Below are 23,394 nucleotides of genomic sequence, written 5' to 3' on the forward strand. Positions count from 1 at the left end.
TTAACTCGATAGTGATTGGTCTATACCTCTTGGAGTAGCCCATTCGGCTCGGTCGGACCGCGCACGACCGGCGTGACCAAGAGGAGTCTGAATGTCGATCCCCCGGTTCTTGAAGCGCGTCGGAGTCGCGGTGACCGCGCTGGCGGCCGTCGCCGGCGCCCTCGTGCTCCCCGCCGCGACCGCTTCGGCGGCGTCCTTCGTCGTCAGCGAAGACCAGTTCAACCAGATCTTCCCGAGCCGCAACAGCTTCTACAGCTACAGCGGGCTGACGGCGGCCCTCGACGCGTACCCCGGCTTCGCCAACACCGGCGACGACACCGTGAAGAAGCAGGAAGCCGCGGCGTTCCTGGCCAACGTCAACCACGAGACCGGCGGTCTCGTCTACATCGTCGAGCAGAACACCGCGAACTACCCGCACTACTGCGACGCGAGCCAGTCCTACGGCTGCCCGGCCGGCCAGGCCGCGTACTACGGGCGCGGGCCGATCCAGCTGAGCTGGAACTTCAACTACAAGGCCGCCGGCGACAACCTCGGCATCGACCTGCTCAACAACCCGTACCTGGTCGAGCAGGACTCGGCCGTCGCGTGGAAGACCGGGCTCTGGTACTGGAACACCCAGACCGGCCCGGGCACGATGACGCCGCACGACGCGATGGTGAACCAGCGCGGCTTCGGCGAGACCATCCGCAGCATCAACGGCTCCATCGAGTGCAACGGCGGCAACCCCGCCCAGGTGCAGAGCCGGATCGACAAGTACACGCAGATCACCGGGATCCTCGGGGTGCCGACGGGCGCCAACCTGTCCTGCTGAGCCAGGCGCGGCGAGAAGGGCCTTCCCGGCTTCCGGGGAGGCCCTTTTTGCGTCTCACGGCGTGTCGTACTCGCGGAGCAGCTTGCGCAGGACGTCGTCGAGCAGGCCGAGTTCCTTGGCGCGCAAGGAAGAGAGCAGCTCGGTGACGTTCGCCGTGTGCTCGGTCATCGCCGCGTCGACCACCTCGAAACCCTGGTCCGTCAAGCGGATGTGGAAGCTGCGGCGGTCGTTCGGGTCGAGCGTGCGCTCGACGAACCCGGCGTTCTCCAGCCGGTCGAGACGGCTGGTCATGCCGGCGCGGGACATCATCAGCGTCGCCGACAGCTCGGACGGGATCAGCGTGTAGGGCGGCCCCGAGCGGCGCAGCGCGGCCAGGACGTCGAACTCCCCGCGTTGCAGGCCAAACTTGCCGAAGACGCGCTCCTGGGCGGGCCCGAGCACCAGGCTCAGCCGCCCGAGCCGGCCGGCCACGCCGATGGCGGTCAGATCGAGGTCGGGGCGTTCACGGGCCCAGGCCGACACCACGGCGTCGACGGCGTCTTCGTCAGTCACCCCGGCAGTCTATTCGATGCCGGATAGTTTGACAGCGAACTATCAGCCGTGGAACCATCCCCGGCATGACAACTTTGCTGGTGCGCAACGACGAAGCCGAGCAGCTCGGCTCGACCCCCGACACGATGACCCTGCTCGCCGACGTCTCCCAGACCGGCGGGCACCTGAGCACGAACCGCGCCTGCCTGGGCCGCGGGCACAACGGCGCGACGCCGCACTTCCACACGTCGTCGGCGGAGATGTTCTTCATGATCGACGGCGAGCTGGAGGTGCTGAACGGCGACGAGATCGTGACGGTGCGAACGGGCGACATGCTGTTCGTGCCGCCGCACACGACCCATGCCTTCGGCGCGACGTCGCGGTCGGGCGCGGACGTGCTGATCGTGTTCACACCCGGCGTCGAGCGCTTCGAGTACTTCCGGATGATCGACCGGATCCGGCGCGGCGAGGCGTCGCCGGCGGAGGTCCTGGCGTCGCAGGACCGGTTCGACAACCACTTCGTGGACAGCGCGGCCTGGCGCGCCGCCCGCGCGGCCTAGATGTCGTAGGTGGCGGTGACCGGCGCGTGGTCGGACCAGCGCTGGTCGTAGGCGGCGGCGCGCTCGACCACGACGTCGACGACCTTCTCGGCGAGGCCGGGGGTCGCGAGCTGGCAGTCGATGCGCCAGCCGGAGTCGTTGTCGAAGGCCTGGCCGCGGTAGGACCACCAGGTGTAGGGGCCGGGGCCTTCGGGGTCGAGGCGGCGCTGGACGTCCGTGAAGCCCGCCTCGGTGTAGACGCGGCCGAGCCACTCACGCTCTTCGGGCAGGAAGCCGGAGTTCTTGCGGTTGCCGCGCCAGTTCTTGAGGTCGGCGTTGTCGTAGGCGATGTTCCAGTCCCCGACCACGACGACCTCACGGCCGGCCGCGGCGGCCTTCGCGCGCAGCTCGACGAGGTAGGGCAGGAACGCGGCCATGAAGCGTTCCTTCTCGTCCTGGCGCTCGGTGCCGACGTCACCGCTGGGCAGGTAGAGGCTCGCCACGACGACGTCCGGCAGGTGGACTTCGAGGTAGCGCCCGCTGTCTTCGAACTCGGGCTCCCCGAAGCCGATCCGGACCTCTTCGGGCTCGACGCGGCTGTAGACGGCGACCCCGTTGCGGCCCTTGACGGCACTGGGGGCGTGCACCGCGAACCAGCCTTCGGGGGCGACGACATCGGCGGGCAGCTGCTCCGCCGTGGCGCGCACTTCCTGGCAGCAGACGACGTCCGCCTTCGTGGCGGCGAGCCACTCGACGAAGCCCTTCTTGGCGGCGGCGCGGAGGCCGTTGACGTTCACGGTGGAGACGGTCAGCACGCGGGCCACGCTACCCGGTGGCCGCTCTGCCAGACTGCCGGGCATGGGTGAGCTGACGGTCCTCGGCAGTTGCGGCGCGTTCCCGGAGCCCGGGCGCGCGTGCGCCGGGTTCCTGTTGTCGCACAACGGGTTCCGCGTCGTCCTCGACCTCGGGTACGGCGCGGCGTCGCGCCTGTTCGCGCACGGGCTGCCCGACGCCGTGGTGGTGACGCACGAGCACCCTGACCACTGCGCGGACGTGAGCGCGCTCGGGCGGGCCTGGTACTACACGGAGCCGTCGCCGCCGAAGATGCCGCTGCACTGCACGCCCGGCACCGTCCGGCGGCTGGCCGCGATGGAGCCGCGGCCGCACCCGACGGAGGTGTTCGAGGTGCACGACCTCGGCTCACCGGCCGACATCGGGCCGTTCCGGCTCACGGCGTACTCGCTGCCGCACTTCGTGCCGAACTTCGGCGTGCGGCTGAGCGCGCCTGGGCTCACGGTGGCTTACACCGGGGACACGGGACCATCGCCTGTGTTGGCGGACCTCGGCCGTGACGCGGACCTGGTCATCTGCGACGCCACCCTCCGCACCCCACCGGCGGAGGGAGAGCCGCGGTTCCTGATGACCGCCGCAGAGGCGGGCCATTGGGCAGAGCGTGCTGGCGCGCGCCGGCTCATGCTGACCCACTTCTGGCCTGGAACCGACCGGGCCGCGGCTGCCGCCGAGGCGCGTGCCGAGTTCGGCGGTGAGGTGTTGGTCGCGGAAGAGGACCTGACGGTCGCGCTCTGACGGCCGGGTCGCGCGGGTTGCAGCTTCCCTGGCACGGCATGCGCCCGCTCGGGCACCGCCGGGAAGCTCGCTCACGCAGCCGACCTCGGTCCGCCAGCGGCCCTGCGCGGCGTACCCGGTGCTCGACCAGACCGTTAGCTCCTCGGCGACCGGCGGAACTTCGCAGCGCTGATGCCGAGCCCGCGCGCCGACGAGTCCCTCGGCCGCGAGCGTGCCGCCCCACGCCCGGCCGCGCGCCGACGAGTCCCTTGGCCGCGAGGGTGCCACCACCCCATGCCCCGGCCAGGCGCCGATGAGCCCTCGCTCGCGCTCCGCCGCGGTCTCGGCAGGCGAGTGCGGAAGGGGTTCGCCTTCGCGCTCACCCCCTGCCCGGGCGCGACCCGACGAAACCCCGACCTCAGCGCCCCCGCCCGCTCTCCGGCAGACCGAAGGAGTCTCACCGCCGCGCTCCGACCCCCGTCCGAGCGCGGTCCCCAGGCTCCACTCCTCCGGCCGCCGCCAAGAGCCGCACACCCTCGAGCCCCCGCGCCCGCGGAACTCCCCCTGGAGACCCCGCGGACACCTCGCCTCAGCCCGTGCCGCATTCAGTTGTCGCCCACCCCAGGACGTCCACACACCTCCGCTCACCTGCGTTTTCCGACGCACCAAGTTCTATCAGCGACCACCGACAAAAAAGCCTCCTTGACACCAAAAGCTACGACTATTAGCTTCAAAGCTATGCCAAGTAGCCAACCCGATGTCCCCTAGAGCAGGGCTGACCACCCCAGCAGTGGTCACCCTGGCCCTCGAGATCGTCGACGAAGAAAGCCCCGACGCCCTCACCCTCGCCAAGGTCGCCGCACGCGCCGGAGTCGCCGCGCCCTCGCTCTACAAGCACGTCAAAAACCTCGCCGACCTGCGCCGGCTCATCGACCTCAGAGTCGTCCAGGAGATGGCCGACGCACTCAGAACCGCGGCCACCGGACGCGAAGGCGCGGCAGCGATCAGCGCCCTCGCCGACACCTACCGCGACTACCTGCGGCGCCACCCGCACCGCACCAACGCCCTCGCCACCGCCCCGGACGAAACCGACACCGAGCTCAGCACCGCCACCCACGCTGTCGCGGAAGTCGTCTTCGCCGTGCTCAGGCCGTTCGGCTTCGACCACGAGCGGACCGTGCACGCGACCCGCTGCATCCGGGCGGCCGTCCACGGCTTCGCCGGGCTCGAAGCGTCCGGCGGGTTCGGGCGCCCCGAAGACGTCGACCGGAGCTTCGAAGTCCTCAAAACCATGCTTGTCCAAGGCCTCACGAACTACGCGGAGAAACCATGAGCTTCATCCTCGCCGTCCTCCTCTTCACCGTCGGGCTCGGTGTGCTCGACGCCCGCTTCCCCTGGACGGAGGCGCGCAGATGATCGCCGGGCACTTCGGGCTGGCCGCCGCCGTCAAGGCGGGGCGGCCGGCGATCCCGATCTGGACGCTCATGCTGGCCACGGCCTGGCTCGACGTCGTCTTCGTCCCGCTGTACCTCAGCGGCATCGAGACCGTCGACGGCGAGGGCTACGGCGGCGGCGTCATCCACGCCGACTACACGCACTCGCTCGTCGGCGCGCTCGTCCTAGCCGCCCTCTTCGGCGCGGTCGCGAGTCACTGGCTCGGCCGCGAAGCCGGGCTCATCCTCGGTGGCGTCGTCTTCTCGCACTGGCTGCTCGACCTCGTCGTGCACCGCGCCGACCTGCCGATCCTGCCCGGCAACGCGGGCGACCTGCCGACGTTCGGCTTCGGGCTCTGGCGGCTGCCCGCCGTCTCGGCCGTCGTCGAACTGCTGCTGCTCGCGATCGGCATCGGCCTCTACTGGCGCGAGGCGGCGAAGCGTGACCGCAAGCGCGCTCGGACGCTGGGCCTGTCGGCCGCGGCGTTCGGCGTGGTCACGCTCGCGGCCGACCTGCTCGGCGTGTGACGGCTCAGCAGGTGGAGCCCTCGACGGGCTGGGTGAACGCGGCCGCCACCCACTTGTCGTCGGCGACCTTGCGGAAGCCGTTCTGGACTCCCGGGAGCGCGTCGAACGAGGCGTCGCGCAGGTACTTGCCGACGACCTTCGCGTTGCCGTCGGCCGTCTCGCGGGCGTTGAGGACGTCCGCGGTCACGGTCACCTTGCAGCCGGTCGCCGAAGCTCCCGAAGCCTGCTTGTCCGTGTTCATCACGTAGACGATGACGACCAGGACGATGGCGCCCAAGATGAGCAGAGTCTTCTTCGACATGCCTTCCTCCAACCGCGTGGCCCCGTCCCGCTCCCAAGGGTAGGCAATCCTTTACCCGGTCGGACAGCGCCGGACGCCGCAACCACCCGGAGGCGCCAGTGCCATTACTCCCCGTGAGTACGCAAAAGCCCCCTCCCGGCCATCCGGGAAGGGGGCTTTCGCGAGCCGGCTCAGCCCTGGGCGATCTTCTTCGCCAGGTTGTCGTCCAGCGTCGCGAGGAACTCCTCGGTCGTCTGGAACGGCTGGTCCTTGCTGATGAGCAGCGCGAGGTCCTTGGTCATCTGACCGGCCTCGACCGTCTCGACGACGACCTGCTCCAGCTTGTTCGCGAAGCCGATCAGCTCCTGGTTGCCGTCCAGCTTGCCGCGGTGCTCGAGGCCGCGGGTCCAGGCGTAGATCGACGCGATCGGGTTCGTCGACGTCGGCTTGCCCTGCTGGTGCTGGCGGTAGTGCCGGGTCACCGTGCCGTGCGCGGCCTCGGCCTCGACGGTCCGGCCGTCCGGCGTGCGCAGCACCGACGTCATCAGGCCGAGCGAGCCGAAGCCCTGCGCGACCGTGTCGGACTGGACGTCACCGTCGTAGTTCTTGCACGCCCAGACGTAGCCGCCCTCCCACTTCATCGCCGCGGCGACCATGTCGTCGATCAGGCGGTGCTCGTAGGAGATGCCCTTGGCGTCGAAGTCGGCCTTGAACTCGGCCTGGAAGATCTCCTCGAAGACGTCCTTGAACTGGCCGTCGTAGGCCTTGAGGATCGTGTTCTTGGTGGAGAGGTACACCGGCAGGCCGCGGTCGAGGCCGTACTGGAGCGAGGCGCGCGCGAAGTCCTCGATCGACTTCTTGTAGTTGTACATCCCCATGGCGACGCCGCCACCCTCGGGGAACTTCGCGACCTCGAACTCCATCGGCTCGGAGCCGTCGTCCGGGGTGTAGCTGATGGTCAGCGTGCCCGGGCCGGGGACCTTGAAGTTGGTCGCCTTGTACTGGTCGCCGTGGGCGTGACGGCCGATGATGATCGGCTTCGTCCACGTCGGCACCAGCCGCGGGATGTTCTGGATGACGATCGGCTCGCGGAAGATCACGCCGCCGAGGATGTTGCGGATGGTGCCGTTGGGCGACAGCCACATCTTCTTGAGGCCGAACTCCTCGACCCGCGCCTCGTCCGGCGTGATCGTGGCGCACTTGACGCCGACGCCGTGCTTCTTGATCGCGTTCGCGGAGTCGACCGTGACCTGGTCGTCGGTGCGGTCCCGCTCCTCGATACCCAGGTCGTAGTAGTCCAGGTTCACGTCCAGGTACGGGTGGATCAGCTTGTCCTTGATGAACTGCCAGATAATGCGGGTCATCTCATCGCCGTCGAGTTCGACGACGGTGCCCTGGACCTTGATCTTGGCCATGAGCAGCGGTGCTCCTTCCGCGGATCTTCGCGTTCTTCTTTTAAGTCTCGCCGGTAGCGGTACAAGCGTACTGCTTGACCGAGCTGGATGGTTCCAGTAGTGGCCGGTATCAAGTCTCCACCCGCCCGCTGTGGCGCGAATCACGGGGCATGACCTGCCGGTCAGCCGATCCGACCGCTCGCCGAGCGATCGTCGCGCTCGGCGGTGAACCAGGGCACGATGCCACCCGTGAACTCATCATGCGGGAGGTGACGGCCATGTCGACCCATCGGTACACCGAGTACGAAGACGACTACGAGGACTACGACGACACTGCTGACGTGCTCGACGAGCGGCCGCGGAGACGGGGCGCCGCGCACGTGGTCAGCGCGCTGGGCGGGCTGGTGCTCACCCCCGTCGCGCTGGGCCTGCTGAGCTGGGGCGGCCTGCGCCAGCAGCAGCTGATCCAGGCCACCCTCAGCACCAACCGCGACGCGCTGGGCATCGCGCTGCTGGCGGGCGGCGCGATCCTGCTGCTGGTGGTCGCCGCGCTCGGGGCGCTGTCGGCGGTCGGCCCGATCCTGGGCGGGCTGATCTACGGCGTGCTGCCGGGCGTCGCCGCGATGGCCATGCCGGAATGGGGCTTCCGGCTGGTGAACCTGATGCCGAAGAGCGACATCGCCTACGGCGTCATGGACTTCCTCTTCATCGGCGGGCTGCTCGGCGTGGGCTTCCTGCTGGTCGGCAGCGGCCTGGCCAACGCGCTGGTCCGGCGGCGGCGCGAGGCCTGAACCCCGCCGATGGGATCATCGGCGGATGGGACTGTTCACCGTCGCGGAAGCTCGTGACGAACTGGCGCGGCTGCGGCCGGTCCTCGCCGAACTGGTGCGCGTCCGGGCCGACGCGGCCGAGCTCGCGGCGTCGCTCCGGCCGGGCGGCCGGGCCACCGAGCTGGGCGGGCTGCCCGAGTGGAAGGCCGCGCAGGCCCGGCTCGACGACCTGATGACGACGGTCCAGCGCACCGGCGCCGAGCTCAAGGGGTTCGCGCCGCTGCTCGTCGACTTCCCGGCCGAGCTCGACGGCGCCGACGTGCTGCTGTGCTGGCTGGAAGGCGACCGGGAGCTGGCCTGGTACCACCGCGCGGACCTGGGGTTCGCGGGGCGCCGTCCGCTGAAAACCGCTGGTGGCCCCGGCTAGGTTGAGGTCCGTGGACCACGACTCGCGGGCCGCCGTCTTCGACGGCACGGCCGAGCACTACGACGAAGACACCTTCCACGCCTCCGTGGCGGAGGAGCTGGTGGCGCCGCTGCCGGCCGGCCCGGGGCTCGTGCTGGACGTCGCGACCGGAACGGGCTTCGCGGCGTACGCGGCTTTGCGGCTGAAGCCGTCTCGCGTGCTGGCGGTCGACCTGTCGCCGGCCATGGTCGCTCGCGCGACGGCGAAGGCGCCCACGCTGGACCCGTCCGGGGTGATCACGTGGCAGGTCGGGCCGGCGGTGCCGATGCCGTCGCCGGACGGGTCGGCGGACGTCGTGCTGTGTGCGTCCTCGCTGCACTTCCTGGGAGCCGTCGCGTTCGAGGACTGGCTGCGTGTGCTGCGGCCCGGCGGGCGGCTGGCGTTCTCGGTCGTGTCGGGCGCGCGGTTCAAGCCGTCAGGGGCTTTCGCGGACTTCGTGCCGAAGGACATCACGTTCCCGACCGACGAGACGGAGGCGGCGGCGCTGGCGTCGTCGGCCGGGTTCGTGGACGTGTCCGCGCGGACGTTCACGGTGACCGGCGAGGACCGCGTGCGGAGTGTGTTCCTGGTGCACGCCACGGCGCCGTGAACCTGGAGCGCTTCGCCGACGGCCAACTGACGTGCCCGGTGAGATCTCCGTCGTCGAGGTCTTCGAGCTGAGCGCCGACCCGGCCGAGCTGGAGGCCGCCGGGCCGCCGGAGCCGGGTCACGCGCTCGAGGAGCCGTGGCACTGGGACCACGACGGGGTGGAGACGGTCGAGCTCCTCGCCCCGAACCTCGTCCGGGTGACCGCGGCCGCCTTCGAGCTGAAGTCCCTCGGAATCGAGCCGCGGCCCGTGCCGCCCTCGCCGTACGCCCGCCAGTGCAGCTTCGACTCGGTCGTCGCGCTCGAGCTCGCGACGCGGCTGGGGCCGGACGTCGTGTGGCGCGTCTACGGCGGCGGCGAGGGCACGCCCGCCGATCCCGACGGCTGGTTCCTCCAGCGCCGGGACCGGCTGGCGAGTTCGCCGACCGGCGTCTTCTGCCGGTCGGCCGCGAACCCGGCCGCGTTCGAGCGGCACGACGCCGACGACGAGCTGTGGCGCGCCGTGCAGCTGCTCGGCGCGCACGCGAGCCGTGTCCGGTCCGGGAACTGCGCGTTCGAGCCCGCGGACTGGGTGGCCTGGGTGACCGCCGGGACGCTGCCGCCGGTGGCGCGGCTCAGGCCGTGAAGTGGGCCTCGCCGCGGGTGGCCGGGCCGTCCGGGCTGCCGCAGCGCTGGACGAAGGTGACGTCCACGCCGGTCGCGTCGAGGCGGTCGATCGTGAAGTCCGCGTAGTCGTCGCCGCAGCCGAAGCCGGCCGTGACCGCCGAGAACCCCGGGGTGCTCAGCGCCGGCTGGTTCGGATCGCGGTAACGCGCGCCGGTGTACGTCCCGGTGTGCAGAGCTTCCCCCGCCGGGGCGCTCAGCTCGACACGCAGGTAGTCGAAACCCGCGTCGACGTCGATCGTCAGCTTGCCGTCCCGGTTCCAGACGGCGATCTCGGCACCCGGCGACGCGTAGTGGGCGCTGCCCTGCATCGGCCAAGCGCCGTCGTCCGAGGTGTAGTCCACGGTCCGGACCGGATCCGCCGAAGCGACCGGTACGACCGCGACGCCCAGCCCGGCCGCCGCCGTCAGGACCACGCATGCACGACGAAGTGAATTCACGGAACCTCCCCAGTCAGAGCCGCCCTCCGCGGCGCTGACTCGAAGGATGGCACCGGCGGCGCGTCACGCACCCGGTTTGCGCGGTTCCCCACTTTTCGCCGGGCCGGACAACCGTTCGGGCGTCCCGCTCACCGGTGCAGCGACGCGCCCTTGAGGATCTTGTCCACGGCGTTCTTCGGGCCGTGCACCGCCAAGCCCGCCAGCGCCAGCTTCTCCCCCGGCACCGCGCGCACCGCCGCGCGGTTGTCGACGTCGTTGCCGGTGTGGAACAGCTCGTCAGTGAAGATCGAGAACCGCAGGCCGCGGCCCAGCGCGCGGCCGTGCGCCGCCGTCAGGACGTCCGCGGACCCCGAAAAGACCATCACCGGCTGGCCGAACATCGGCAGGTACTCGGTGTCGTCGGCGTCGCGGTAGGGCTCGCCCATCAGCTCCGGCGTCACGTGGGCGATCCCGCTCACCAGGAACGCGGTCACGTTGAGCCGCTGCCAGGACGCCAGGTCTTCCCGCAGCAGGACGGCGATCTTCGTGTCGAAGGAAGTCATGCCGCACAGACTCGCCCGCCGGTGACCGGCGCGTCTTGTACGTTCTTGACATGGCGGACGTCGAAGCTTGGCGGCCGGCGGTCCCGGGGATCGCCGAGGTCTTCCACGCGCGCTTCACCACCCACGCCTACCCGCTGCACACGCACGACACGTGGACGCTGCTGATCGTCGACGACGGCGTCATCCGCTACGACCTCGACCGCCACCATCACGGCGCGCTCGGGCCGGCCGTGACGCTGCTGCCGCCGAACGTCGCGCACGACGGGCGGGCCGCGACCAGCCACGGCTTTCGCAAGCGTGTGCTCTACCTCGACACGTCGGTGCTGGGCGAGGACCTGATCGGCGCGGCGGTCGATCAGCCGAGCGTCGCCGACGGGCTGCTGCGCACCCGCATCCACCAGCTCCACGAGTCCCTCGCCGACGCCGGCGACGCGCTCGAGGCCGAGAGCCGGCTCGTGCTGGTCGCCGACCGGCTGCGCACCCACCTCGGGCAGCCGGTGTCCCACGAACCCAAGCGCGGCCTCGCCGACGACCTGCGGGACCTGCTCGACGCGCGCCTGCCCGAGGCGCTGACGCTGGCCGAAGCCGCCGAGACGCTCGGCGCGCACCCCGCGTACCTCGTCCGCTGCTTCGGTTCGCGGTTCGGCCTGCCCCCGCACCGGTACCTGACCGGCCGCCGCGTCGACCGCGCACGCCGGCTGCTGCTCGACGGCGCGCCGGCCGCCGAAGTCGCGGTCGCCTCCGGGTTCAGCGACCAGGCGCACCTGACGCGGCACTTCAAGCGGTACCTGGGGACAACGCCGTCGCGGTACCCGAAGGCTCGCTGAGCAGCCGACGGGAGTCCCCCGGGCGGGGACGGAACCGTCCCTCCGGCGGGGGACGATCACCGGGATTCGGGGACCGGGCATTTCCTGGATGGCACGGCGGCCGCGGGACGACAGGCTTTCGGCATGAAACGAACAGCGATCGCAGTCCTCGCCACCGCAGCCCTCGGACTCACCGCCCTCCCCGCCCACGCCGAGACGGCCGGCGGTGTCGTGAACGCCTGCGTCTACGCCGATCCCGGCGGGACGGAACCCGTTCCCGAGCTCAGCCGGCCCAACGCCTCGGCACTGGCCGCCTCGATTTCCAGCGCACCCGACTACGACACGACCGGCGCGCTGGTCCGCGTCACGGGCTCGGCGGGCGACTGGAGCGGGACCTCCGGCGAGTCCGACCGCCGCACCCACGCCCCGGTCGATCCCGGCGGTTACGTGCGGATCGGCAGCACCACCAAGACGTTCACCGCCGTGGTCGTGCTCCAGCTCGCGCAGGAACACCGGCTCGACCTCGAGCAGCCGGTGCAGCGGTACCTGCCGGGTGTCCTGCCGCGCGGCTACCCGCCGATCCCGGTCCGCACCCTGCTCGACCACACCTCGGGCCTGCCGAGCGTCGACATCCCGTGGCTGTCGGACCCGGACCTGGTGCTCGAACACCGTTACGAGCACTGGAGCCCGTCCCGCGTGCTCGGCACGGCGACCGCCCACCCGATCGACTACCCGCCGGGCACCGCGCAGAAGTACACCAACACCAGCTACGTCCTCGCGGGGATGCTCATCGAGAAGGTCACCGGCCGCTCGTACGGGCAGGCCGTGCGCGACCGCATCACCCGGCCGCTCGGGATGACGCGGACCTTCGAGCCCGGCGACGACCGCGGCTGCCGAACCCCCACTCGAACGGCTATCTCAGGAACGGGGACGGCGACCTGGTCGACGTCACCGAGATGAACCAGTCGATCCCGTGGTCGGCGGGCAGCCTCGTGTCCACTGCGGCCGACCTCGACAGGTTCGTCACCGGCCTGTTCCGCGGCCGGCTCCTCGGCCCGGCCATGATGACCCGGCTGTTCACCGTGCCGAAGGTCCCCATGTTCGACGGCACGGGCGACGCGTACTACAGCCAGGGCCTCATGAAGATCCGGCTGGGCGACCTCACGGTCTGGGGCAAGACCGGCAGCCGCTACGGCTACTCCAGCGGGGTCTTCGCCACCTGCGACCTGCAGCGCAAGCTCGCCTACTCCGTCAACGCGACGACCAAGAGCAGCGATGGCCAGCCGGCGATCGTCCAGCGGATCGCCGTGGCCGCGGCCACCCCGTCGCCGGCCGGGACATCGCCCCAAGGCCGGCCGGAAAATGTGTCAAGATGACCCGCATGCTGCGCGAACTGCACCTGACCGGCGACCCCGCCGCCGACAAGCTGCTCAACGACGACCCGTTCGCCCTGCTCGTCGGGATGCTCCTGGACCAGCAGTACCCGATGGAGCACGCGTTCGCCGGTCCGCGCAAGATCGCCGACCGGATGGACGGCTTCTCGCTGGCGAAGATCGCCGCCACCGATGTCGAGACGTTCGTCGAGATGTGCGTGGTGCCGCCGGCGATCCACCGCTACGGCGGTTCGATGGCGCGTCGTGTCCACGCGCTCGCGCAGCACATCATCGAGAACTACGACGGCCGGACCGAGGGCCTCTGGCTCGACGGCCGCCCGAAGCCCGACGGCCCGGAGGTCCTCAAGCGCCTGCGGGCCCTGCCCGGGTTCGGGGAGCAGAAGGCGAAGATCTTCCTGGCCCTGCTGGGCAAGCAGCGCGGGGTCCAGCCGAAGGGCTGGCGCGAAGCGGCCGGCGCGTACGGCGACCGCGGGTCGCGCCGGTCGATCGCCGACGTCACCAGCGGGGAGACGCTCGCCCAGGTCCGCGCGTTCAAGAAGGCCGCCAAGGCCGCGGCCGCCTCGAGCTGACGCACCCAGACGCGCAGCGGGCCGAGGGCTGCTGTTCTGCTGACGTGGCTCCTCAGTAGCTGTAGCACGGACGGCTTGCAAAACGACTATCTCAGGTGGCTTCTGCTGGGCGCCGCCTCCACACTGCCCAGCCGCGATGAACAGGTAGGCAACAGATGCGGCATGGGCGCGACGAGGGTGAATGGACACAGTTGGTCGCCGCAGGCAAGACGTTCCTGGTCGAACGGGCCGAGATGCAACGGACCACCTCGTACACCGAGTTCAACGCCACCCTCGCAAACCGGACCGGCATAGCAGGCTTCGACTTCGATCTCGAAGCCGAGCGCGCAGCTGTCGGCCGCCTGCTCGAGCAGATTACCGAAGAAGCTCTCGCCGAGACCGGCGGCTTGCTGATCAGCGCACTTGTCCAGTATCTCGACTCCAACGACGCCGGCCCCGGCTTCTACTCCCTGGCCAAGAGCAAAGGACTCGACGTCCCCAGCAGCAAAGATGATCGTCAGCTCTTCTGGGCCGGTCATGTTGGACAAGTACATCGGCATTACGCTCGGTCGCGCCGCCGCCCCGGCACCAAGTGACATCAAGCGGCTTCTTCGAAGGTTTCGCTGGAATCAAAGCCGAGAATCCGCTACATTCGCGATTCACCGTGAAACGACGGCAGAGGGGATCGACGTGCAAGAGGAAGTCCTGTTCGACACTTACGCCGACGAGAGCGACGACGGCTCGGAAGATCAGTCGGATCCTCTGGAAATCAGTCAGGCCGAGCGCCGCCTGGTCACCCAACCGTACGATCTTTCCCTGGCGACACTCGTCGATGACATCGGCCGGGGAAGACTCTTGCTCAACATCGCATACCAACGCAAGTACGTATGGGATCTAGCCAAAGCAAGCAGGCTCATCGAGAGCTTTTTACTAAATATTCCCGTTCCTGTCTGCTATTTCGCAGAGAACGAAGATGGAACCTATGAGGTAATCGACGGTCTTCAACGGATTACGACCATCAAGAAGTTCCTCGGGGACGGATTTCCTTTACGCGGCATCTCCGTACTGCGCGAACTCGAGGGAATGACCTATTCGGAAATGTCCCCCAAGGATCAACGCAGACTACAGAATCGCACTGTTCGATGCATCGTGATAACCGAGGATTCCCACCCGGACATCAAATTCGATGTCTTCGAAAGACTGAACACCGGCTCCGCTCGATTGGCACATCAAGAGCTTCGCAACTGCATTTATCGCGGCGAGTTCAACTCCGCACTCAAAGCAATAGCCGAGCATGGATATTTTACTGGTATCCTTGGAGGCCTCCGCAATCAGCGCATGGAGTACGCCGAGCTGGCACTGCGCTTCTTTGCACTGTACGACGACTTCGAGTCCTACCGTCCACCGCTGCGCCAGCTCCTCAACCAGTACATGCGCGAACACCGAAAAGACAGCCCAAAAAAGGGCGACCTGACGGTATTCGAAGAAACATGCAAGACCGTCTCGCATATCTTCGGCAAGGAAGCCTTTCGCCTTCCTTCGAAAACGTCAGGCAAGCAGCTCGGGGCATTTAACAAGGCTCTCTTCGATGCCATCATGCTTCCCCTTGCTTACGCCGATCGTGCACAGGCGGTTCGAAAATCCGACGAGATCCGAAACCTGAGGGAGCAGCTGATAGCCGACGAAGAGTTCAGCACCGCCATCGGCCGAGCCACCGCCGACAGGCTCCGCATGCGGACTCGAACTCATGCGTTCGCAAGCGGACTCAAAAAGCTCGGCGTGACATGCACTCTACCTCAGATTCCCCTCAAATAGATATGACCACACCAAATACCGAAGCATTCACCGACTTCGAGAGAAGCGTGCAAGAGGTCAGAACCCTTCTGCGCGCCGACCGACGGCCGGAAAATTCCCTGCCAGCCAAAGGGAAGCGCGATAGCCATCGAGACCTCGAAAATGCGCTCTGCCGAGCTGCAATGGTCATGCTGGTTGCCCACTTCGAAGGATTTATCAAATCTCTCCTCGAAGAGTTCATCGACGAGATATCTCACACCAAGCCACCGACGCGACGACTTCCGGACTCGCTTTTGGAGCTATACACGAAAGAACGAATACAAGAAATTTCAGGGATCACCAAGAGCGAAGAGCGAATTAATCGAACTCGAAGACTGTTCTCGGTGTACGCCAGCCTCTGGGATCCCGACAGAAGCGTTGACCCACGCCTGATCTCGGGAAAGCTGCTTGCTCGCCAGTTCACCAACGCCGGCCCGGAATCGCTGACGCACGTATTTCAACTCGTCGGTGTAATCGACGCAATGAACAAGATCGGCAGCAAACTGCAGGACGATCCAACTCACTCAGGGATCGACGTATCTGTCAAGTTGTTAGAAATCGTCGCAAAACGGAACAAGATCGCCCATGGAGATCTCAATGAGAAGCCGACGTCAGCAGAAGTCAACGACTACCTTGTGTTCTTGCTTGCGGTCGCGGAAGCCGCTGACAATCTGGTGAGCCTGCAGATCGACTTCTGCTGCTCGTTGCGTTGATCGGCAATGCTCATGCAGATGGAGCGGGAACGCGAGAGTGGTTGCGGCACCTCGGACCGCGCACGCTACTGGCTTCGGTAGCCGCGCCAACCCCAACAGGGATGTGACTTGCTCCGCCGGGACTTCCGCAGCTCCTGTGGGGTGCGGACCCGGACCGCGGGGCTCACCGGCGCCGAGGCGCGGCGCCTCCGAATGTGGTCGTCATGCCCGGATTCTAACCCGTTCGCCGGGACCGCGGAACGACCCGCGCTCCTACGCTGGACAGGGAGGTGAGCCCCATGCGCGCAGCCGTCGGGGACGAGATCCGGGTACACGGCCGCACCGTCGGGTCGGCCGAGCAGCGCGGCGAGATCCTCGAAGTCCGCGGGCCCGACGGCGCCCCGCCCTACCTGGTGCGGTTCGCCGACGGGCACGAAGCGCTCGTCCACCCCGGGCCCGACTGCGAAGTCCAGGCCCGCGCCGACTAGACGGCGACCGGTTCGCGGACCCGGCCCCACGCGGTGCCCACGAGCACCAGCGCCACGAGGGTCAGCGCCGCCGCGACCTCGGGCAGCACCAGCGGCCCGCCGGACGTCAGCACCGCACCCCCGACCACACCGGACAGGCCGACGCCGAGGTAGATCGCCGACGCGTTGAGCGAGAGCACCAGGCCCGCGTGGCCCGGGGCCAGCTCGATCAGCCGGTGCTGCACCGGCGGGCTGAACGACCACGTCGCCATGCCCCACACGAACAGCGCGACACCGGCCGCGACCGGGGTGGTCGTCGCGATCGGCAGCAGCGCCATCACGACGGTGATCGCCGCCGTCACGACCAGCAGCGGCGCGCGTGAACCCCAGCGGTCGGCTGCCCGGCCGCCTGCGAAGTTGCCGACCGCGCCGCCGACGCCGTAGCAGAAGAGCAGCACCGTGACGGCCGTGCCGTGGAGGCCGGCGGTCGCGGCCAGCAGCGGCGACACGAACGTGTAGACCATGAACGCGGCGAGGCAGCCGAGGACCGTCACGGCCAGCATGACGAGCACGCGCGGGTCGCGGCCGGCGGCGAACCGCTCGGCCAGGGTCACCCGCGGCGGCGCGGCGACCGGCGGCAGCGCCACCCGCACGGCGAGCGCGCTCGCCAGGGAGAACGCGGCGACCAGCGCGAACGCCGTCCGGTAGCCGAGGTGCTGCGAGATGAGACTGCCGAGCGGCACACCGAAGATGAGCGCGACGGTCAGGCCGCCGAAGACGAGCGCGATCGCGCGGCCCCGGCGTTCGGGAGCGGTCAGCTGGGCCGCCACGGCACTCGCCGCGGGGGTGAACACCGCGGCGCCGATCGCGGTCACCACCCGGGCCAGCAGGAGGCTGCCGTAGCCGGGTGCGAGCGCGGCGAACAGGTTGCCGGCCGCGGTGACGGCGAGCGCGGCCACCAGCAGCGTCCGGCGTTCCCAGGTGCCGGTGACGGCGGCGAAGATCGGCGAGCCGACCGCGTACGCGATGGCGAAGGCGGTCACGAGCTGCGCCGCGGCCGTGGCCGAGACGTGCAGCTCACCGGTCAGCGCGGGCAGCAGCCCGGCGACGATGTAACCGCTGGTCCCGACGCCGAACGCGCCGAAGGCGAGCACCGAGATCCTCGAAGGCGAGGGTGTGGACATGGGTGGGTCCCCCAAGGGAGCGGGCGATTGGTTCGACGAACGTCGTAGTTCGACCGTCACCGTACTACGCGGCTCCGACAATTTCGACCGGCGTCGTACAATGGAGCCATGCCGAAGACCGCGGCGCTGCCGCCGATCGTCCACCCGTCGCGGGACGAGATCACCGTCGAAGGGGTGCTGCGCGCCCTGGCCGACCCCGTGCGCCTGGGCATCGTGCGGCAGCTGGCGGCGGAGGATCGCGAGCTGGCGTGCGGCGCGCTGACCGTGCCGGTGACGAAGTCCACAATCACCCACCACCTGAGCATCCTGCGCCAGGCCGGTGTCGTCGCCGGCCGCCAGGAGGGCACGACCCGGTTCAACTCGTTGCGCCGCAAGGATCTCGACGCGCTGTTCCCCGGCCTGCTGGACGGCGTCCTGGCCGCTCCGCGCTGATCATCGCGTTACGGTGTGGATCGTCACCCGATATCGGGATGACAACGACCCCCCTCGTCGGTTGGACTGTGCGTAGGACAGCTCACGGCGCTGGGGCCGCATGGCTGTCTTCCTTTTTGCCCCCGTACTGAACCGATCCAGCACACGAGATCGGAACAGCCGAGTAATCGTTTACCCACCCTGGAAGGAGTGCCGTGCCCGTCGCGCTGCTCGCGCTCGCCATCGGAGCCTTCGGCATCGGGACCACCGAGTTCGTCATGATGGGCGTGCTGCCCCAGGCGGCCGCCGACTTCGGCGTCGACATCCCGACCGCCGGCTACCTCATCTCCGCCTACGCCCTCGGCGTCGTCGTCGGCGCGCCGCTGCTCACCGCGGTCGCCGTCCGGCTGCCGCGCAAGACCATGCTGCTGGCCATGATGGGCCTGTTCACCCTGGGCAACGCCCTCTTCGCGCTCTCGCCCAACCAGGAGTTCGGCGTCGCGTTCCGGTTCCTCGCCGGGCTACCCCACGGCGCGTTCTTCGGCGCGGGCGCGGTCGTCGCGTCCAGCCTCGTCGGACCCGGCCAGCGCGCCAAGGCCGTGTCGCTGATGTTCCTCGGCCTGACCCTGGCGAACGTCATCGGCGTGCCGCTGGGCACGCTGCTGGGCCAGCAGGTCGGCTGGCGCGCCACGTTCGGTGTGGTCGCCGTGATCGGCCTGGTCGCCGCCGCGGCCATCTGGAAGCTGGTGCCCCACCAGGGCCGGCCCGCCGACGCGTCGCTGCGCACGGAGCTCGGCGCGTTCAAACGGCCGCAGGTGCACCTCGCGCTGGCGATCGTCACGTTCGGGCTCGGCGGCGTGTTCGCTTGCCTCTCGTACATCACACCGATGCTGACCGACGTCGCCGGCTACTCGCCGTCGAACGTCACGCTGCTGCTGTCCCTGGCCGGCGTCGGCATGACGATCGGCAACCTGCTCGGCGGCCGCCTGGCCGACCGCGCGCTGATGCCGGGCCTGTACGCGGCGCTGCTGGCGCTGGCCTGCGTGCTGGGGATCTTCACGATCACCGCGCAGGGCAAGGTCGGCGCGGCGATCACGATCTTCTTCGTCGGCGTCGCCGGGTTCATGATCGGCCCGATGATGCAGGCGCGGATCATGGAGAAGGCGGGCGGCACACCGTCCCTGGTGTCGGCCGCCGTCCAGTCCGCGTTCAACATCGCCAACTCGATCGGCGCGTACCTCGGCGGGTTGGTGATCGCGGGCGGGCTCGGCTTGGTCGCCCCGAACTGGGTCGGCGCGTTGCTGGCCGTCTTCGGACTGTCGTTGGCCATCGTCTCCGGCACCCTCGACCGCCGGGAAGCGAAAGCCGAACGTCGCGAGCTCGCGATGGCGTCCTAAGAAGACGCGAACGGCCCGCCGATGATCGTCAGGGCCACGTAGAGCACTGCCGCGGCGAGGCCGGCGTACGTCACGATGTCGACGGCCTTGCCGCGGATCACCAGCAGGCCCGCGCGCTCCGTCGGGAGCACCGCCCGCAGCACCGCCGCCAGCACGAGCGCGGCGCCGATCAGCGCCGCGCCTTCGCGCCAGTGGTACTGGACGATCCGCAGCACCGCGACGGCCACCACCAGTAGCACCACCGCGAACGGCAGCTGGGTGAACCGGGCCGGCCCGCTCCGGCGGTCGTGGACGTCCCGCCGGTCCTCCGTCATGGTCATCGGCCCTGGAGACCTTGGACCGCGCGCTCCGCCGCTTCCACGACGTTGCTCACCAGCATCGCCCGGGTCATCGGCCCGACCCCGCCCGGGTTCGGCGAGATCCAGGCGGCCACCTCGGCCACGTCCGGGTGAACATCGCCGGTGAGCTTGCCGTCCACGTGGGACACACCGACGTCGAGCACCGCGGCGCCCGGGGCCACCATGTCCGGCGTGATGATCCCCGGCACCCCGGCCGCGGCGACCACGATGTCCGCGCGGCGGACCTCGGCGGCGAGGTCACGGGTGCCCGTGTGGCACAAGGTGACGGTGGCGTTCTCGCTGCGGCGGGTCAGCAGCAGGCCCAGCGTGCGGCCGACGGTGATGCCGCGGCCGACCACGGTGACGCGCGCGCCGTTCAGCTCGACGCCGTGGCGCTTGAGCAGCTCGATGATCCCGTACGGCGTGCACGGCAGCGCGCCCTGCTGGCCGAGCACCAGCCGGCCGAGGCTGACCGGCGCGAGGCCGTCGGCGTCCTTCTCCGGGTCGATCCGCTCCAGGACGCGGTTCGCGTCGAGGTGCTTCGGCAGCGGCAGCTGCACGATGTAGCCGTGGCAGGCCGGGTCGGCGTTCAGCTCGTCGACGACGGCCTCGAGCTTCTCCTGCGTGATGTCGGCCGGCAGGTCGCGGCGGATCGAGTTGATCCCGATCTTGCCGCTGTCGGCGTGCTTCATCCGCACGTAGGAGTGCGACCCCGGGTCGTCTCCCACCAGGACAGTGCCCAGGCCCGGCGTCACCCCCTTCGCGGCCAGCGCCGCGACGCGCGGCTCGAGCTCCGCGAAAATGGCGTTCTTGGTGGCCTTGCCGTCGAGAATCTTCGCCGTCACGGGGCCCATTCTGGCAAAGCGACCCCCGCGCGTCGCTTCCAGGCGCGGGTGGTCGCAGCCCGTAGAGTGATCGTCACCCCCGCACGGTCCATTCGCGACGCCGTCCGCGATCAACCTGTGATCTACCGCACGTCGCATCACGCGAGGTCAGACCGTGTGCCATCGGGTCGCCGAGCGGCAAAACCCACATGCGGGGTGCACTCGCGCGCGCGAACAGTCAAAATGTCCCCGTGGCACAACCGACGACGCAGCTGAACGCGACCGAGCAGGACACCCTGGTCAAGCAGATCGGGCTGGCACTGCTGCGCGCCGCCCCCCGCGACTGGCGCAAGGTCAGCGCGGAGTACCGAGCCGTCGGGAGGTACCACGAGCTGACCGGCGAGATCGTCACCGAAGACGGCACGGTCCACGAGTGGCTGGCGACGCACGACATCGCCACCCTCTTCGGCCGGCTGCGCGGGGGTATGTACCGCGACGGCCGGGGCACCTGGTTCAACGCGCGGTACCAGCTCGACCACCCCTCCAGCTACAACCTCGAGTACAACCGCGACGAGCCGGTGTGGAACCTCGCGCCGCCGCCGCAGGCCTACTCCGACGAGCTGCGGATGTTCCCGCGCACCGAGGAGAACGTGCCCGAGTGGCTGATCCGGCGGATGTCCGGGCTCGGCCCGGAGCAGCCGGGCCCGCACTTCCGGATCGCGCGGATCTTCGACACCGTCGGGCCCGCCGGCCGTCCGGTGATCAACCGCCCCGACCTCGAGGTCGACGAGCAGGACCGCCTGCTGGAGTACCTCGAGCAGGCACCGCTGGTGGTGCCCGAGCGCGGGTACGACATCGACCGGCTGGCCGCGACACCGGAGGCCACCGTCCCGGTCGCCTTCCACAGCGACGGCCAGTGGGTGTGGCCCGCCGCCGTCAACTTCTACCTGCACAAGTACGGCGTTTCGCCCGAACCGGACCTCGTTGAGCACGTCCGCGCGGTCGGTTTCAAGCTGCCGCCGGTCGACGAGCCGACCCTGCAGGCCGCCGCCGCGTACCTGACCCGGGGCAACCCGCCGCCACCGCCGCAGCAGCAGCAGCAGCAGCAGCGCCCGGCCGGGCCGCCGCCGCAGGGCCCGCCGCCCCAGCAGCAGGTGCCGCCGCAGCAGCAGCCTCCGGTCGGCCCGCCACCGGGCGCGGCCGCCGTGGCCCCGCCCGTCGTGCCGCCGCAGCACCAGGAGCCGCCCGCGCCCGTCGAGGCGCCGCTCGCGGCGCACGCCCCCGCCGAGCCGGAGGCGCCCGCGGAGGAGCACGAGTACGTCGAAGAGGCCGAGTACCACGAAGACGGCTACGACGACCAGGAGTTCGACGACCGCTTCGCCGAAGAGGACCAGTACGGCGAGGAGGAGTACGACCAGCAGGCCGAGCACGCGGCGGGCTCGAACGGCTCGGCGCCGGAGCCGGGCCGGGTGCCTGACCTCGACGAGACCGCCGAGTACGTCCCCGACCAGCCGATCGGGCACAGCGAGGAACAGCCGCGCGACGGCGAGCCCTTCCCGGCCCACCGGGACGACGAGCCGGCGCAGAGCTTCCAGCCGCCCGAGCACACCGGGTTCGAGCCGCGGCACGACGACGAGCCGGCGCACGCCGCGTTCCAGCCGCGCCACGACGAGGAGGACGCCGAGCCCGCGCACGCGTTCGAGCCGCCGCAGCCCGCGTTCGACCCCGGCCCGCCGACGATGATCACCCAGCCCGAGGTGCCCGGGGTGCTGCCGGTGCCGGAGCCGCCGGCCCCGGCGCCCGCGGCACAGCCCGAGCCGCCGCGGTCGGGCCGCCGGGCGCTGCGCCGCGAGACGCCGGAGCACCCGGTGCTCGCCGGGCTGCAGGAGAAGCTGGACGAGCTCGAGATCCCGGAAAGCGGCTACAAGCTGGGCGAACCCGCCGAACACGGCTGGAGCGTCGAGCAGGTCGACGACGGCTGGCGGGTCGGCTGGTACGACGGCAAGCTCAGCAACCCCGCGGTGTTCGGCGACGCCGAGGACGCGGCCGCGTTCATGCTCGGCAAGCTGCTGCTCAACCCGGAGGGCCACGTGCCCGCCGAGGAGCCGCCCGCGCCGGAGCCCGAACCGGAACCCGAGCCCGAGCCGGAACCGGCGCCGCAGCGGGTCGTCGCGACGCTGTCGCCTGAGGTCGCCACGGGCTCGTACCCGGTCCGCAAGCCGGAGCCGGTGCCCGCCCAGGAGCAGACGGCGTTCACCAGCGCCGAGGAGCTGTTCGGCGACCTCGAGGACGACGAGCCGCCGGCTCCGCCCGCCCCGCCGGTCTCCGCGCCGGTCCCGGCCGGGCCGCCGCCCGTGGCGCAGCAGCAGGCCGGGCCGCCGCCGGTCGCCCCGGCGCCGCCCCGGCGTGAGCCGCCGCCGTCCGCGCCGACCGTCCTGGCCCCCGCGGTGCAGGCCGCCCCGCCGGTCCCGCCGCCCGCTCCGCCGGCGCCCCCGGCGCCGCAGCGTCGTGAGGAGCCGGTCCGCCCGGCCGTCAACGGCGGGGGTGGCGGCGGTGGCCAGCAGCAGTGGCCGATCGGGCCGATGGCCGGTGAGCCGCCGCTGACGCTGTTCCGCGGCAAGGAGCTGCGGGAGCTGCCCGCGGGCAGCGAGCTGGACCGCTTCGGCGGCCCGAACGGCAACCTGACGTACGCGGCGGGCACGCCGTTCGCCGAGCGGTCGCTGGTGCCGGAGTGGGTGAACCGCCCGTACCACGTCTACCGGGTGCAGCGGCCGCTCGAGGCGCTCGCCGGCGTCGCGATCCCGTGGTTCAACCAGCCCGGCGGCGGGTCGGCGTACCTGCTGCCGACGTCGATCGAGGAGCTGCTCGCCGAGGGCGACCTGATCGAGCTCGACCCGGGTGAGCCCCCGATCGACTGATGTTTCGCGAAGGCCCCGGCACTGCCGGGGCCT

At 70.0% G+C, this 23,394-nt stretch carries 29 protein-coding genes; 20 read left to right on the forward strand and 9 right to left on the reverse strand.

Translation table 11 applies throughout. The features are described from left to right. Positions 1–91: 91 nt before the first annotated feature. Positions 92–811: a chitinase gene (locus ACZ63J_RS11260; protein WP_465308928.1), complete on the forward strand. Its 720-nt coding sequence runs from the start codon at positions 92–94 to the stop codon at positions 809–811. A 54-nt stretch (positions 812–865) separates the two neighbouring features. Here the strand turns inward: ACZ63J_RS11260 and ACZ63J_RS11265 are convergent, their stop codons facing one another. Further along, a complete protein-coding gene (locus tag ACZ63J_RS11265; protein ID WP_465308926.1) occupies positions 866–1,363 on the reverse strand; it encodes a MarR family winged helix-turn-helix transcriptional regulator in 498 nt (165 codons plus the stop codon). A 65-nt stretch (positions 1,364–1,428) separates the two neighbouring features. Here ACZ63J_RS11265 and ACZ63J_RS11270 point away from each other — a divergent pair, with 65 nt between their 5' ends. Beyond that, a complete protein-coding gene (locus ACZ63J_RS11270; RefSeq protein ID WP_465405689.1) occupies positions 1,429–1,902 on the forward strand; it encodes a cupin domain-containing protein in 474 nt (157 codons plus the stop codon). Here the strand turns inward: ACZ63J_RS11270 and ACZ63J_RS11275 are convergent. Beyond that, positions 1,899–2,741, reverse strand: a complete 843-nt coding sequence (locus tag ACZ63J_RS11275) for an exodeoxyribonuclease III (protein WP_465405690.1) — start codon at positions 2,739–2,741, stop codon at positions 1,899–1,901. The genes ACZ63J_RS11270 and ACZ63J_RS11275 overlap by 4 nt on opposite strands. On the opposite strand from ACZ63J_RS11275, the gene ACZ63J_RS11280 reads away from it, so the two are divergent. The 3 genes from ACZ63J_RS11280 (at position 2,740) to ACZ63J_RS11290 (ending at position 5,408) form a co-directional block, all read left to right on the forward strand. Beyond that, the gene (locus ACZ63J_RS11280; protein WP_465405692.1) at positions 2,740–3,468 is read left to right on the forward strand and encodes an MBL fold metallo-hydrolase; all 729 of its coding nucleotides are present in this window, start codon (positions 2,740–2,742) and stop codon (positions 3,466–3,468) included. The two genes, ACZ63J_RS11275 and ACZ63J_RS11280, sit on opposite strands and share 2 nt — an antisense overlap. Positions 3,469–4,204: 736 nt before the next feature. Next, positions 4,205–4,780 (forward strand): TetR/AcrR family transcriptional regulator, encoded by a 576-nt coding sequence (locus ACZ63J_RS11285; RefSeq protein WP_465405694.1) that lies wholly within the window; start codon positions 4,205–4,207, stop codon positions 4,778–4,780. 79 nt (positions 4,781–4,859) lie between these two features. Then, positions 4,860–5,408 (forward strand): permease, encoded by a 549-nt coding sequence (locus tag ACZ63J_RS11290; RefSeq protein ID WP_465405696.1) that lies wholly within the window; start codon positions 4,860–4,862, stop codon positions 5,406–5,408. A 4-nt stretch (positions 5,409–5,412) separates the two neighbouring features. Here ACZ63J_RS11290 and ACZ63J_RS11295 read toward each other — a convergent pair whose 3' ends face one another. Together ACZ63J_RS11295 and ACZ63J_RS11300 are read right to left on the reverse strand one after the other, a co-directional pair. Beyond that, the gene (locus ACZ63J_RS11295; protein WP_465405698.1) at positions 5,413–5,709 is read right to left on the reverse strand and encodes an SH3 domain-containing protein; all 297 of its coding nucleotides are present in this window, start codon (positions 5,707–5,709) and stop codon (positions 5,413–5,415) included. Between the two features lie 170 nt (positions 5,710–5,879). Beyond that, positions 5,880–7,103 (reverse strand): NADP-dependent isocitrate dehydrogenase, encoded by a 1,224-nt coding sequence (locus tag ACZ63J_RS11300; RefSeq protein ID WP_465405700.1) that lies wholly within the window; start codon positions 7,101–7,103, stop codon positions 5,880–5,882. A 257-nt stretch (positions 7,104–7,360) separates the two neighbouring features. Here ACZ63J_RS11300 and ACZ63J_RS11305 point away from each other — a divergent pair, with 257 nt between their 5' ends. Genes ACZ63J_RS11305 through ACZ63J_RS11320 form a run of 4 tightly spaced genes read left to right on the forward strand, consistent with a single transcriptional unit; the run spans position 7,361 to position 9,529 of the window. Beyond that, on the forward strand, positions 7,361–7,873 hold the full coding sequence (locus ACZ63J_RS11305) for a hypothetical protein (protein WP_465308912.1): 513 nt from the start codon (positions 7,361–7,363) through the stop codon (positions 7,871–7,873). A 25-nt stretch (positions 7,874–7,898) separates the two neighbouring features. Next, positions 7,899–8,279 carry a DUF2203 domain-containing protein gene (locus ACZ63J_RS11310; RefSeq protein ID WP_465405702.1) on the forward strand — a complete coding sequence of 127 codons (381 nt, stop codon included), beginning with the start codon at positions 7,899–7,901 and terminating at the stop codon, positions 8,277–8,279. 10 nt (positions 8,280–8,289) lie between these two features. After that, a complete protein-coding gene (locus tag ACZ63J_RS11315; protein WP_465405704.1) occupies positions 8,290–8,907 on the forward strand; it encodes a class I SAM-dependent methyltransferase in 618 nt (205 codons plus the stop codon). A 31-nt stretch (positions 8,908–8,938) separates the two neighbouring features. After that, positions 8,939–9,529 (forward strand): hypothetical protein, encoded by a 591-nt coding sequence (locus ACZ63J_RS11320; RefSeq protein WP_465405705.1) that lies wholly within the window; start codon positions 8,939–8,941, stop codon positions 9,527–9,529. Here ACZ63J_RS11320 and ACZ63J_RS11325 read toward each other — a convergent pair. Both ACZ63J_RS11325 and ACZ63J_RS11330 read right to left on the reverse strand, forming a co-directional pair. Then, positions 9,519–10,007, reverse strand: coding sequence for a hypothetical protein (locus tag ACZ63J_RS11325; protein WP_465405707.1), 489 nt, complete (start codon positions 10,005–10,007; stop codon positions 9,519–9,521). The two genes, ACZ63J_RS11320 and ACZ63J_RS11325, sit on opposite strands and share 11 nt — an antisense overlap. A gap of 128 nt (positions 10,008–10,135) precedes the next feature. Beyond that, the gene (locus ACZ63J_RS11330; RefSeq protein ID WP_465308902.1) at positions 10,136–10,549 is read right to left on the reverse strand and encodes a DUF2000 family protein; all 414 of its coding nucleotides are present in this window, start codon (positions 10,547–10,549) and stop codon (positions 10,136–10,138) included. 50 nt (positions 10,550–10,599) lie between these two features. Between ACZ63J_RS11330 and ACZ63J_RS11335 the strand changes: the two genes are divergently transcribed. From ACZ63J_RS11335 to ACZ63J_RS11370, 8 genes are all read left to right on the forward strand, one after another. Beyond that, on the forward strand, positions 10,600–11,376 hold the full coding sequence (locus ACZ63J_RS11335; protein ID WP_465405709.1) for a helix-turn-helix transcriptional regulator: 777 nt from the start codon (positions 10,600–10,602) through the stop codon (positions 11,374–11,376). A 123-nt stretch (positions 11,377–11,499) separates the two neighbouring features. Next, positions 11,500–12,315: a serine hydrolase domain-containing protein gene (locus ACZ63J_RS11340; RefSeq protein ID WP_465405711.1), complete on the forward strand. Its 816-nt coding sequence runs from the start codon at positions 11,500–11,502 to the stop codon at positions 12,313–12,315. Then, the gene (locus ACZ63J_RS11345) at positions 12,312–12,731 is read left to right on the forward strand and encodes a hypothetical protein (RefSeq protein ID WP_465405713.1); all 420 of its coding nucleotides are present in this window, start codon (positions 12,312–12,314) and stop codon (positions 12,729–12,731) included. The genes ACZ63J_RS11340 and ACZ63J_RS11345 overlap by 4 nt, the downstream gene beginning before the upstream one ends. 5 nt (positions 12,732–12,736) lie before the next feature. Then, positions 12,737–13,318 carry an HhH-GPD-type base excision DNA repair protein gene (locus ACZ63J_RS11350; protein WP_465309427.1) on the forward strand — a complete coding sequence of 194 codons (582 nt, stop codon included), beginning with the start codon at positions 12,737–12,739 and terminating at the stop codon, positions 13,316–13,318. 155 nt (positions 13,319–13,473) lie between these two features. Continuing rightward, the gene (locus ACZ63J_RS11355) at positions 13,474–13,893 is read left to right on the forward strand and encodes a hypothetical protein (protein ID WP_465405715.1); all 420 of its coding nucleotides are present in this window, start codon (positions 13,474–13,476) and stop codon (positions 13,891–13,893) included. Continuing rightward, positions 13,808–15,112, forward strand: a complete 1,305-nt coding sequence (locus tag ACZ63J_RS11360) for a GmrSD restriction endonuclease domain-containing protein (protein ID WP_465405717.1) — start codon at positions 13,808–13,810, stop codon at positions 15,110–15,112. The genes ACZ63J_RS11355 and ACZ63J_RS11360 overlap by 86 nt, the downstream gene beginning before the upstream one ends. A 2-nt stretch (positions 15,113–15,114) precedes the next feature. Next, complete coding sequence (locus tag ACZ63J_RS11365) at positions 15,115–15,843, forward strand: MAE_28990/MAE_18760 family HEPN-like nuclease (RefSeq protein ID WP_465405719.1); 729 nt, start codon at positions 15,115–15,117, stop codon at positions 15,841–15,843. Between the two features lie 278 nt (positions 15,844–16,121). Beyond that, positions 16,122–16,310, forward strand: coding sequence for a DUF1918 domain-containing protein (locus ACZ63J_RS11370; RefSeq protein ID WP_465405721.1), 189 nt, complete (start codon positions 16,122–16,124; stop codon positions 16,308–16,310). On the opposite strand, the gene ACZ63J_RS11375 is transcribed toward ACZ63J_RS11370, so the two are convergent. Further along, positions 16,307–17,473: an MFS transporter gene (locus ACZ63J_RS11375; RefSeq protein ID WP_465405723.1), complete on the reverse strand. Its 1,167-nt coding sequence runs from the start codon at positions 17,471–17,473 to the stop codon at positions 16,307–16,309. The two genes, ACZ63J_RS11370 and ACZ63J_RS11375, sit on opposite strands and share 4 nt — an antisense overlap. A 108-nt stretch (positions 17,474–17,581) precedes the next feature. Between ACZ63J_RS11375 and ACZ63J_RS11380 the strand changes: the two genes are divergently transcribed. Both ACZ63J_RS11380 and ACZ63J_RS11385 read left to right on the forward strand, forming a co-directional pair. After that, on the forward strand, positions 17,582–17,905 hold the full coding sequence (locus ACZ63J_RS11380; protein ID WP_465335857.1) for an ArsR/SmtB family transcription factor: 324 nt from the start codon (positions 17,582–17,584) through the stop codon (positions 17,903–17,905). Between the two features lie 194 nt (positions 17,906–18,099). Beyond that, on the forward strand, positions 18,100–19,281 hold the full coding sequence (locus ACZ63J_RS11385) for an MFS transporter (protein WP_465405725.1): 1,182 nt from the start codon (positions 18,100–18,102) through the stop codon (positions 19,279–19,281). Here ACZ63J_RS11385 and ACZ63J_RS11390 read toward each other — a convergent pair. Together ACZ63J_RS11390 and ACZ63J_RS11395 are read right to left on the reverse strand one after the other, a co-directional pair. Continuing rightward, a complete protein-coding gene (locus ACZ63J_RS11390; protein ID WP_465308886.1) occupies positions 19,278–19,601 on the reverse strand; it encodes a DUF3017 domain-containing protein in 324 nt (107 codons plus the stop codon). The two genes, ACZ63J_RS11385 and ACZ63J_RS11390, sit on opposite strands and share 4 nt — an antisense overlap. Beyond that, a complete protein-coding gene (locus ACZ63J_RS11395; RefSeq protein ID WP_465335859.1) occupies positions 19,598–20,464 on the reverse strand; it encodes a bifunctional methylenetetrahydrofolate dehydrogenase/methenyltetrahydrofolate cyclohydrolase in 867 nt (288 codons plus the stop codon). Before ACZ63J_RS11395 ends, ACZ63J_RS11390 begins: the two co-directional genes overlap by 4 nt. 188 nt (positions 20,465–20,652) lie before the next feature. Here ACZ63J_RS11395 and ACZ63J_RS11400 point away from each other — a divergent pair, with 188 nt between their 5' ends. Beyond that, the gene (locus tag ACZ63J_RS11400; protein ID WP_465405727.1) at positions 20,653–23,361 is read left to right on the forward strand and encodes a TNT domain-containing protein; all 2,709 of its coding nucleotides are present in this window, start codon (positions 20,653–20,655) and stop codon (positions 23,359–23,361) included. The last annotated feature ends 33 nt before the right edge of the window (positions 23,362–23,394 follow it).

This window comes from Amycolatopsis sp. NPDC104863 (assembly GCF_055582965.1).

What these genes read in the sequence shown, in the direction of transcription:
- ACZ63J_RS11260 (WP_465308928.1), top strand. Translation starts at nt 92, where the DNA reads ATGTCGATCCCCCGGTTCTTGAAGCGCGTCGGAGTCGCGGTGACCGCG.
- ACZ63J_RS11270 (WP_465405689.1), top strand. Translation starts at nt 1,429, where the DNA reads ATGACAACTTTGCTGGTGCGCAACGACGAAGCCGAGCAGCTCGGCTCG.
- ACZ63J_RS11280 (WP_465405692.1), top strand. Translation starts at nt 2,740, where the DNA reads ATGGGTGAGCTGACGGTCCTCGGCAGTTGCGGCGCGTTCCCGGAGCCC.
- ACZ63J_RS11275 (WP_465405690.1), bottom strand. Translation starts at nt 2,741, where the DNA reads ATGCCCGGCAGTCTGGCAGAGCGGCCACCGGGTAGCGTGGCCCGCGTG.
- ACZ63J_RS11285 (WP_465405694.1), top strand. Translation starts at nt 4,205, where the DNA reads ATGTCCCCTAGAGCAGGGCTGACCACCCCAGCAGTGGTCACCCTGGCC.
- ACZ63J_RS11290 (WP_465405696.1), top strand. Translation starts at nt 4,860, where the DNA reads ATGATCGCCGGGCACTTCGGGCTGGCCGCCGCCGTCAAGGCGGGGCGG.
- ACZ63J_RS11295 (WP_465405698.1), bottom strand. Translation starts at nt 5,709, where the DNA reads ATGTCGAAGAAGACTCTGCTCATCTTGGGCGCCATCGTCCTGGTCGTC.
- ACZ63J_RS11300 (WP_465405700.1), bottom strand. Translation starts at nt 7,103, where the DNA reads ATGGCCAAGATCAAGGTCCAGGGCACCGTCGTCGAACTCGACGGCGAT.
- ACZ63J_RS11305 (WP_465308912.1), top strand. Translation starts at nt 7,361, where the DNA reads ATGTCGACCCATCGGTACACCGAGTACGAAGACGACTACGAGGACTAC.
- ACZ63J_RS11310 (WP_465405702.1), top strand. Translation starts at nt 7,899, where the DNA reads ATGGGACTGTTCACCGTCGCGGAAGCTCGTGACGAACTGGCGCGGCTG.
- ACZ63J_RS11330 (WP_465308902.1), bottom strand. Translation starts at nt 10,549, where the DNA reads ATGACTTCCTTCGACACGAAGATCGCCGTCCTGCTGCGGGAAGACCTG.
- ACZ63J_RS11335 (WP_465405709.1), top strand. Translation starts at nt 10,600, where the DNA reads ATGGCGGACGTCGAAGCTTGGCGGCCGGCGGTCCCGGGGATCGCCGAG.
- ACZ63J_RS11340 (WP_465405711.1), top strand. Translation starts at nt 11,500, where the DNA reads ATGAAACGAACAGCGATCGCAGTCCTCGCCACCGCAGCCCTCGGACTC.
- ACZ63J_RS11345 (WP_465405713.1), top strand. Translation starts at nt 12,312, where the DNA reads ATGAACCAGTCGATCCCGTGGTCGGCGGGCAGCCTCGTGTCCACTGCG.
- ACZ63J_RS11350 (WP_465309427.1), top strand. Translation starts at nt 12,737, where the DNA reads ATGCTGCGCGAACTGCACCTGACCGGCGACCCCGCCGCCGACAAGCTG.
- ACZ63J_RS11355 (WP_465405715.1), top strand. Translation starts at nt 13,474, where the DNA reads ATGCGGCATGGGCGCGACGAGGGTGAATGGACACAGTTGGTCGCCGCA.
- ACZ63J_RS11360 (WP_465405717.1), top strand. Translation starts at nt 13,808, where the DNA reads ATGATCGTCAGCTCTTCTGGGCCGGTCATGTTGGACAAGTACATCGGC.
- ACZ63J_RS11365 (WP_465405719.1), top strand. Translation starts at nt 15,115, where the DNA reads ATGACCACACCAAATACCGAAGCATTCACCGACTTCGAGAGAAGCGTG.
- ACZ63J_RS11370 (WP_465405721.1), top strand. Translation starts at nt 16,122, where the DNA reads ATGCGCGCAGCCGTCGGGGACGAGATCCGGGTACACGGCCGCACCGTC.
- ACZ63J_RS11375 (WP_465405723.1), bottom strand. Translation starts at nt 17,473, where the DNA reads ATGTCCACACCCTCGCCTTCGAGGATCTCGGTGCTCGCCTTCGGCGCG.
- ACZ63J_RS11380 (WP_465335857.1), top strand. Translation starts at nt 17,582, where the DNA reads ATGCCGAAGACCGCGGCGCTGCCGCCGATCGTCCACCCGTCGCGGGAC.
- ACZ63J_RS11390 (WP_465308886.1), bottom strand. Translation starts at nt 19,601, where the DNA reads ATGACCATGACGGAGGACCGGCGGGACGTCCACGACCGCCGGAGCGGG.
- ACZ63J_RS11400 (WP_465405727.1), top strand. Translation starts at nt 20,653, where the DNA reads ATGCGGGGTGCACTCGCGCGCGCGAACAGTCAAAATGTCCCCGTGGCA.